This window comes from Pararhizobium antarcticum (assembly GCF_001885585.1).
Lineage (GTDB): Bacteria > Pseudomonadota > Alphaproteobacteria > Rhizobiales > Rhizobiaceae > Pararhizobium > Pararhizobium antarcticum.
Map to the genome: position 1 here is coordinate 85,932 of NZ_LSRP01000071.1, position 9,415 is coordinate 95,346.

Annotated in this window: 6 protein-coding genes and 1 pseudogene; 4 read left to right on the top strand and 3 right to left on the bottom strand. The window is 58.1% G+C overall.

From position 1 onward, the window contains the following. Window positions 1-162: 162 nt before the first annotated feature. The gene (locus AX760_RS06480; RefSeq protein WP_071832177.1) at window positions 163-489 is read right to left on the bottom strand and encodes a FecR domain-containing protein; all 327 of its coding nucleotides are present in this window, start codon (window positions 487-489) and stop codon (window positions 163-165) included. A gap of 199 nt (window positions 490-688) precedes the next feature. Further along, entirely contained in the window at window positions 689-1,672 is a 984-nt protein-coding gene (locus AX760_RS06485; RefSeq protein ID WP_175552023.1) for an AraC family transcriptional regulator, read from the bottom strand. A 149-nt stretch (window positions 1,673-1,821) separates the two neighbouring features. On the opposite strand from AX760_RS06485, the gene AX760_RS06490 reads away from it, so the two are divergent. From AX760_RS06490 to AX760_RS06495, 3 genes are all read left to right on the top strand, one after another. Continuing rightward, window positions 1,822-3,267, top strand: coding sequence for an APC family permease (locus AX760_RS06490; RefSeq protein WP_071832179.1), 1,446 nt, complete (start codon window positions 1,822-1,824; stop codon window positions 3,265-3,267). Continuing rightward, the gene (locus AX760_RS27080; RefSeq protein WP_175552024.1) at window positions 3,264-3,434 is read left to right on the top strand and encodes a hypothetical protein; all 171 of its coding nucleotides are present in this window, start codon (window positions 3,264-3,266) and stop codon (window positions 3,432-3,434) included. Before AX760_RS06490 ends, AX760_RS27080 begins: the two co-directional genes overlap by 4 nt. A gap of 80 nt (window positions 3,435-3,514) precedes the next feature. Beyond that, window positions 3,515-5,506: a primary-amine oxidase gene (locus AX760_RS06495; RefSeq protein ID WP_071832180.1), complete on the top strand. Its 1,992-nt coding sequence runs from the start codon at window positions 3,515-3,517 to the stop codon at window positions 5,504-5,506. A gap of 198 nt (window positions 5,507-5,704) precedes the next feature. Here the strand turns inward: AX760_RS06495 and AX760_RS06500 are convergent, their stop codons facing one another. Continuing rightward, window positions 5,705-6,592, bottom strand: coding sequence for a helix-turn-helix domain-containing protein (locus AX760_RS06500; RefSeq protein ID WP_071832181.1), 888 nt, complete (start codon window positions 6,590-6,592; stop codon window positions 5,705-5,707). Between the two features lie 1,150 nt (window positions 6,593-7,742). Here AX760_RS06500 and AX760_RS28035 point away from each other — a divergent pair. Continuing rightward, window positions 7,743-9,415: pseudogene (locus tag AX760_RS28035) on the top strand (putative bifunctional diguanylate cyclase/phosphodiesterase); the annotation flags it as partial.

Sequence of the window (9,415 nt, forward strand, 5' to 3'; positions counted from 1 at the left end):
TGTGTTGCAGGCCCCGGCTGTGCCGAAATTTCAAGAATGATGCCATCCTGATGACAGACAGCGCACCAAAGCCAATCTTTCCAGCGTCAACGCGGCTGATGGCCGCAAATGGTTCTGCCGCTTTGGGATCGCCCCGGATCACGCTCGAGGTCTTTTTGAACCTCAGCGCCGGATGACGATGAGCGGGCCGATCCGGTCTGTCTTTACGCCAAGCGCCTCTTTCAAGAAGGAGAGTGCAGCGTCGGTATCGGCAGCGTTGATCGTACCGCTCACGCGGCGATTGGCGACTTCGAAATAGGCCTGACCGCGCAGCAGCCGAACAGCGCGTCGCGTTTCGGTGAAGTCCAGAGCGATGGCCGACGAGGCATTGAGCTGGACGGTGGATCCGTCCTCCAGTCTGACGATCGGCATTTCGTCTGTTCCCGCAATGATGTCCGCCTGGAGGTGCATCGGTATCGTCACGGCGGCAATGTTCATGGTTTCGATCATATCCCTCTCATCGGGCTTCATAACATCCTGGTGCGGCCGATGCCTATCCCGCCCGCGGCCGGTGGCCTCACCCCGGTGAGGGCAAAATCCTATTGACCATCGCGGTCTGCGTGTCGATGGTGCGCCCATCGATCACAGGCATGCTCTTGATCCCATCGGGCACAGTCAGCGCCTCGAAGGGGCTTGTCCAGGCCAGCCCCTAGCCATCGTGCCGCCCCCACCGCTGACGGGCTCGCCAGAAGACGGTCGAGTCTGCATAGCCCAGACTCTCCGAGATCCTGCCTTTGTCGACATTGCCGGTGAGCTGCTTTTGAGCAAGCTCGCGGCGGTGCCGCTCGACCATGTCGCGAAGCGAGGTGTTTTCTTCCTGCAGTCGGCGTTGCAGCGTGCGGGGTGCCATGCCGAGATCAGCAGCCATGCCGGCGATCGTGATTTTCCTGTAGCCGAGATGGATGCTGATCAGGGTACTGACGCGTTCCCGCATGGATTCCGTGGCGTTTGTTTTCTCGGCGAGTTCGGCGATATGGTGTTCAAGGACGGCAACCAGAGCCGGATCCTCGGATCGGTAACTGCGCTCTGCTTCTGGGCCTGCCATGATGAGCCGATTGCTTGGCTGGGCGAATTTCAGCGGTGCCCGGAAGATTTTCTCCAGTATCGTCGTATCGCGCGGCGCCGGGTGCTCGAAATGGACCTCCTGCGGCCGCCAAGTCCTTGAGAAGCCGAGACGGATCAGCTGACAACAGACCGATAGCGTGAACTCGCTGTCCTGCCTTCTTGGCCAGAGCTTCGACGAGGAGATCTGATAGCTCCAAACATAGTCATCGCCCTCCTGCCAAAGCCCGTTCGACGTCGCGCCCTGTATGGCGGAAATATAGCGCGTCACCCTGCGCATGGCGTCAAGGATGGTGGGGGAGATATTGAACAGGACGCCGGTCGGTCCAAGGTCGCCGGGCGTCACCGTCGTGCCGAGCAATGCCCCCAGATTCGTGGAGTTGCTCATCCGGGACGCCTCTTCGAAGAACGAGACGTAGGCTGTCAGAGGCACCATCGCATAGGGGTTGGCAATCTGTGACCGCATTATGCCATGCCTTGCCAGCAGCGCATCGGTCTGCAGGCCGGTCTTCTCCATGTGGGCGATGATCGGAATGAGGACAGAGGCGCGGATGGCCGATACGCTGGACACGATATGCTTTCCCCAAGGCATTTGACAAAGGCGCCTAAATTATAGGCATATCTGGCGCGTTTTATCGGAAATGTGGCGTATAAAGCAATTTCGTTTGATCTCTGTCAAGCATAGCCTTGCCGCTAATTAAAAAGCAAAAGGGGTTCCAAATGACAATCAAAGAGGGTGCAGCCGCGCCATCCGGCCGGCTGGCCAAAAATTCCGTCGGTCTCGCGCATATCGTGTTTTTCGTCGTCGCGGCAGCAGCGCCGCTGACAGCCGTGGTCGGCTCGACACCCGCCGCCTTTGCCTTTGGCAATGGCGCAGGCGTACCCGGCGCCTTCGTGCTCGCCGGCATCATGTACCTGCTGTTTTCGGTCGGCTTCACGGCCATGAGCCGCCATGTCGGCGGCGCCGGCGCGTTCTATACCTATATCACCCATGGCATCGGCAAACCCGCCGGCGTTGGCGGCGCGATGATGGCGCTTGTGACCTATTCCGCCGTGCAAATCGCCATTTACGGCCTGTTCGGTGTGTTCATGGCGGGAGCGATCGCCCCCTTCGGACTTGATTTGCCCTGGTGGGCCTGGGCTTTTGCAGCGCTGGTGGTCGTGATGATCTGCGGCCAGCGCAACATCGCATTTTCCGGAGCGATCCTCGGCGTCTGCATGATTGCCGAGATCGCCATTCTGTTGCTGCTCGATGTCGGCATCCTGTTCATGGGCGGCGGCCCGGAAGGTTTCGGCGTGACATCTTTTGCACCATCGACGGTTTTTGCGCCGGGCCTCGGCGTGGCGCTGGTTTTTGTCGTCGGCTCTTTCATCGGCTTTGAGGCAACCGCGATTTTTGGCGAGGAAGCCGAAAATCCGGAAAAGACCATTCCCCGCGCGACCTATATCGCCGTGCTTCTGATCACCGTGTTCTATGCCTTCTCCACCTGGGCAATCGTGCAGTATTATGGTCCGACAAACGTTCAGCCGGTCGCCGCTGCCGGACTGGAAACCTTCTATTTCACCGCTTCGGACGCCGTGCTCGGCAGCTGGGCAAGCCAGATCATGAACGTGCTTTTGATCACCAGCCTGTTTGCCTGCGTTCTGTCCTTCCACAACACCATCAACCGCTACTTCTTCGCGCTCGGACGTGAAGGGCTGGCTTTCAAGGCGCTCGGCTCGGTCCATCCCAAGCACGGTTCGCCCCATGTCGCCGGCCTTGCCCAGAGTGCGATTGCGGCCATCGTCCTTGCGCTGTTCATCGTTTCGGGTGCCGACCCCTACACCGTGGTCTTCTCGTGGATGGCGACCCTTGCGGTCATCGGCATTCTGGCCGTCCAGATTCTGGTCTGCATCGCGATCGTCATGTACTTCCGCAAGACAAGCAGCATTCGCTATGGCGTCTGGACCACCATGATTGCGCCGGTCCTTTCGCTTGTCGGTCTGGTGGTGTCACTCCTGCTGGTCATTTCCAACCTTCCTCTGCTGTCGGGCAGCGAGAGCCTGATCGTCAAATCCTTCCCCTATCTCGTCGCGCTGATCGGCCTTTCGGGCGCGGCCTTTGCGATGCAGGTGAAGAAATCGAAGCCTGCGCTTTATGCTTCGCTCGGAAGCGCGTTCGAATGACCGCCTCTCACCGCATTCCGCTGTCCGACCAATTGCTGCTGCTCACCCTTGCTGTGCTGACCGTGGCAAGCCTTGCAGTGGCCGCAGACACCCATCGGCTGTGCTCCCTTTTCTGCATTCACGGCGATCAGATGTCGTTCAGTGACATCTGCACCACGCTCAGCTGAAGCGCGCACGATGGCGGCGCATGACAGCGCCGCCCACCACAAACCGCGTTCACTCGCGACAGTCAAAGAGGAGGTCCGCCATGGACGCCATCGTAGAAATCAAGTCTCATCCCCTCGATCCGCTGACCCTCAGGGAAATTGCCGAGGCTGTCGCCCTTCTGAAGGATGCCAGGCATCTCGCCGATACCATACGCTTTCCGATCATCCGGCTGGAAGAGCCGGTCAAAGCCGATCTCGCCGCCTATCGTCTTGGGGCGCCATTGCCTCGTCTGGCCTTCGTGCTCTCGATCGATATTACGACGGGCGAAACGCATGAGTCGATTGTCGACCTGAGCGCAAGGATCGTGTCCAGCCATGTGCGCCTGCCGCTGGACAGCCTGCCCTACGGCCAGCCGCCGGTCATGCTCTGCGAGTTCGAAACCGTCGAGGGCACTGTCAAAGCCGACCCGCGCTGGATTGCTGCCGTCAAGAAGCGCGGCATCACCGACGAGGATATTGCGCTCGTCCAGATCGATCCGTTTTCGTCGGGCTATTTCGGCCATGATTTCGAGAAGGGCCAGCGCATCGTTCGCGCCGTATCCTACTGGCGGGGCGACGAGCGCGACAATGGCTATGCACACCCGATCGAGGGCGTGGTTGCCGTCGTCGATCTGGTCAAGAACCAGGTCGTCGATCTCGTCGATGACGAGAAGATCATTCCGGTCCCGAAGAAAAAACGCAATTACGGCCAAGAGGCCTATCCCGACGTTCGCTCGGATGTGAAGCCGCTTGATATCGTGCAGCCGGAAGGACCGAGCTTTAGCGTCGATGGCTGGAATGTCGAATGGCAGAACTGGTCGTTCCGGGTTGGCTTCACCCCGCGCGAGGGTCTTGTGCTGCATGAGCTCGGCATCAAGGATGGCGGCAAGTTGCGCCCGATCGTGTTCCGCGCCTCGGTGACGGAAATGGTCGTGCCCTATGCGGACCCGACCGCCAACCATTACTGGAAGAGTGCGTTCGACGCCGGCGAATACGGCCTCGGCCGGCTGGCAAACTGCTTGGAGCTGGGTTGCGATTGTCTTGGCCACATCCATTATTTCGACGTGCCCTCGGCCGATGATTTCGGCCAGCCGATGGTGATGAAAAACGCCATCTGCATGCATGAGGAAGACTACGGCATCATGTGGAAACACTATGAGTTCCGCAATGGCATCTTCGAGGTCCGCCGCTCGCGCCGGCTGGTGATCTCGTTCTTCGCAACCGTCGGCAATTACGACTACGGTTTCTACTGGTATCTCTACCAGGACGGCACGATCCAGCTCGAGGCCAAGCTGACCGGCATCATCCAGACGGCCGCCGTGGCATCGGGCGAAACCTACCCGTGGGGCGGCATGGTCGACGACAATCTCGGCGGTCCGACCCATCAGCATTTCTTCAACGCGCGCCTGCACATGGATGTCGACGGCGGCGGCAATACCGTGACCGAACATGAATTCGTGCCGCGCCCCTGGGGCGACGACAACCCCTATGGCAATGTGTTCGACACGAAGACGAAGGTGCTGAAGCGCGAGCTCGATTCACCTGCCATCGCCAGTGGCGAGACCGGCCGTTACTGGAAAGTTCAGAACCCGAACGAGACGAACACGGTCGGCAAGGCTCCGGGCTACAAGATGATCGTCATGCCGAGCCCGCTGATGCTGGCACAGGAAGGCTCGACGGTTGCCCAGCGCGGCGGCTTCGCCAAGAAGCACATCTGGGTCACGGCGTTCGATCCGGCGGAAAAATATGCCTCAGGCGACTATCCGAACGTCCATGCCGGTGGCGACGGACTGCCAAAATATGTCGCCCAGAACCGCCCGATCGAAAATGCGGATGTGGTTCTATGGCATTCCTTCGGCCACACCCATGTCTGCAAGCCGGAAGATTTTCCGATCATGCCGGTCGAATATGCAGGCTTCACCCTGAAGCCGAACGGCTTCTTCGCGGGCAATATCGCCATGAACCTGCCCGCCGGAAAGAACATGCGGAGCCACGACAACCGCGAGCCACAGTCGCTCGACGCAGGTGGCGCAAAGGCCTGCTGCGCGACTTGATAGAGAAAACCAGGACAGACGCTCCGGAGGTATCGTTTTAACCTCCGGGGCGAGTTTGCAGCGCTCAAAATCAGGCTTCCAGGAAGACGTGCATCAGCGTCTCATAGGGGCCGCCGCAGCGCCGTATGATGCAGCGGAATACATGTTTCCGGGAGGCTTCATGCGCGCGACCGCGTCGACGGAGCCGTTCAGTCGTCGTCACTCTGCGTTTCTGCGAAACTCTCCTGGCGTTCGCCCTTCTATCTCTTTGAAGACCCGAATGAAGTGTGCTGCAGCTGAAAATCCGACCGCGTTGCCGACCGTGCTGACCGATGCATCGCTTGAGGCGAGCATGCTCTTGGCAACTGTGATGCGTCTCAGCGCGATGTATCTGTGTGGTGGCGTGCCGAAGCTCTTCTTGAAGGCTCTCGAGAAATGGAATCGACTGAGACCCGTCAATTCTGCGAGGTGAGAGAGGGAGATCTGGGCGCCCAGATTTTCCTCGATAAAATCGGTCAGAAGATTGCGGTGGCGCAGCGACAGTGTGCCGGATGACGGGATGTCGATTGACTTCTCGCCAGCCAATGCATGCGACATTTCCATCGCGGCCAGCAGGCAGAGCGTTTCTGTGTATGTGGAATCCGTTTCTCGACCTGAGGCTATGATGCGACGGAGCTTGTCCATCGTCGATCTGAGTGCGGCACTTTCGAAATAGACGAGTGGACGGCTGCTCATGGGGATGAACCCGCGCTCCAGTTCGTCTGAAAGTATGTCTGGCTCGAAGAAAAGCGTTGTAAAGCTGTTGTCGCGTTTGCGCGGGAGGGCCCATCCGACGGCTGACGATGCCTTGGGAAGATAGGTCAGCCTGTCGCGCAGATCGCCGCCGGGCACCGCCTTTTCGCCATCAACGGATATCTCCCCGTCGCGCAAGACCAGGTCATGAATGGCCAGATAGTGCGTGTCTCCTTTCCAGGAAAACTCGTAGCCAGTTTCGTCTTGAACAGAGCCGTGATTGAGGGTCAGGCCCTGCCATCGATAGGGGCTTGATGCGAGCACGACGTGTTCAGAGCCATTTGTCCGCAGTTCCAGTTCTGGCTGTTTGTCCATCCTTCCCCCCTTCATCTCGATATTGGCCGGATGCCACTAGGCAATATAGCTTGTGTCAGGCGGACTGCCAGATTGAATGCAGCAACTCTCATTTACAGCCTGCCAATCCAGGCTACTTCCAGCAACAATTTGCTATTCTTGCTATATTCTTAAAGACTTATAAACATCTATCCGTCAAATTTGGCCAGTCCGAAAAGATGGGTTAGTCGCTCCGTCATGAAGCCGGTTTCGGATCGACAATGAGAATCAACACCGGACTCTTTTTCGCGAGTTCCGTGCAGGCCTTGCATCTACACGCCGTCGTTCACATCGCAACACGCCATGGGCAACGCCAAGACACCGAGGCGCGTTCACGCCTGTCTGCACGTTCTGGAAGCGTCATGGCCGCCGGGTGGATGGCAGGCCAGCATCGGTGGAAACGCATCTTGTCCGGTCAATTTGCTCAATTTCGCCGCAAGGTTTCGACATGAAAAGCCAGGATAAGCGAATACGTTTCGTCTCAGTGATTGCACTCCTGCTGGTCCCGATCCTCCTGTTGGGATGGCTGTTCATCAGCCAAAGCCGGAAGGATATTGCCTTTGCAGAACGTGAGCGTTTGGGTGTCGCCTATCTCAAGATTGTCGTTCCCCTGTTTGACTGTTGCAAAACGACAGAGAGATTACCGGGCGCCAACACGGGCGCCGCTTTTCTTGGGGAACGCGGAAATTTCGATGCGGTCTTTGCTTCCGAAACACTTTCCGATGCGGTTGCGCTCACATTAGTGGATCCAGCGGCAGATCAGGCTGCGATGAGCGATTCTGTTCAAGCGCTGATTACACGTATCGGAGACCAGTCCAATCTGATCCTCGACCCGGATCTTGATAGCTATTATCTTATGGATGCCGTCCTGATCAGAATTCCTGTCATCCTGTTGGCGATGCAGAAATTGCAATCAGCCCGTGACGACGGCGACGAACAGGGCGGCGACGCCAATGCCATCTCAACCCGAATCCTGATCGAGGCGGTTCGTTTGAGAGACGCGGTTAAATCCCTCAATGCAGCCTATGCCGCGTCCCTCCGAGCCAGCATCCCCGGAGGCATGACGGTCGAGTTGCGCGAGCGTCTGGAGACACTCAGCCAGAAGTTGAATTTTTTTGCGCATCCGGACCGCATGCGATTGACTGAGGCTGCCGATGGAGCCGCACTGAAGGCGGAGTTGGAGGAGGGCCTGTCGGCTCTCTTCCAGGGGGCGATCATTCAACTGGATGCGCTTCTTGTCCAGCGGATCGAGGGCTTTCAGTCCAGGCTTTACGGGGCTCTTGGCGTTGTCGTTGCTGTGGCGGCCGCAGCCGTCTTTCTGGCCAACGGCGTTTTCAGAACCGTCCTCACGACCCTCGACGAGACGATCGTATTTCTTGCTGATCATGATGAAATGACGAAACTGAAGAACCGCCAAGCCTTTTCCAGCATCGTGGATGAGGCGTTTTTAAACGTCCGGAAAGCACGCTTTGCACTTCACAAAGCGGATCTGGACGGATTCAAGGCGATCAATGATGCCTATGGACACCATGTCGGTGATCATCTGATCAAGACCATGGCCTTGAGACTTGTCGCCCTTGCCGGCGCCGATGGCAGCGTCGGTCGCAGCGGTGGCGACGAATTTGTCATTCTTCAACCCGACGCGCAGGACCCGCAATCCGTGAATGCCTATGCGGAGCGCATCATTCAACAGCTTCACGCGCCCGTTAGCTTCGACGGACATATGATCCAGCTCAGCGCCTCTGTCGGCAGTGCAATTGCCATGACCCACGGAAACGATGAGCCTCGTCTGATGCAGGCTGCCGATATTGCGCTGCATGCATCAAAGCTGGAGGGCAAGGATCGCGCCTGTATTTTTTCGATAGACATGGAACTGGCGCAGAAGCAGCGCCTGTCGCTTGAACGTCTCGTGCGATCCGCTACCGAGCAGAAGTTGTTTTCTCTTGCCTACCAGCCGCAATATGACGTGACGGGGACGAAAATCACCTGCTTTGAGGCCTTGCTCCGGCTTCGCAACGCACACGGGGATCCCGTCTCTCCGGTCTTGTTCATCCCGGTCGCGGAAAAGCTTGGGCTGATTAGGATATTGGAAACTGGGTCTTGCAGCGCGCCTGCGCCGCGGCTGTCACCTGGCCTGAGGATGTTGTTCTTGCCGTCAACTTCTCTCCACTGCAACTGCATCGAGGCGATGTCGTCGACATGATCGTGTCGGCCCTGCAGGAGACAGGGCTTCCGCCGGCGCGGCTCCAGGTAGAGATTACGGAAACCGCTCTCCTCGACGAATCAAGCATCGTCATGCGCGATCTGCGCCGCCTAAAGGCCCTGGGTGTTTCGATTGCCATGGACGACTTTGGTACAGGCTATTCAAGCCTGTCCTACCTGTGGCGGTTTCCGTTCGATAAAATCAAAATCGACAAATCCTTCCTCGTGACGTCAAAGGAACGAACAACGGAGGCCTTCAATATCCTGCGGACGATCATCATGCTGGGACACTCCATGGCCATGAGCGTGACAGTCGAAGGCGTTGAAACGAAAGAACAAGCCGCTGCCATGGTCGATCTGCAATGCGATCAGGTGCAGGGCTATTTCTACGACAAGCCCATTGCGGAAAGCGCATTGGCCGCATTTCTGGTTGGAAAATTCATGAAACCTGACATTTCGTCAAAGCGGATGATCGGTGTCAACGCCGGAGTAAAATCCGGCCAGGCGGCGGAGCAAAACCAGGCCACTTGTGGCGCACGCATGAGACGTCCGGGAGGGCGTAGCCCGAGCGGGGGTCTCATGCGTGCGCGTCGATTTTCTGAA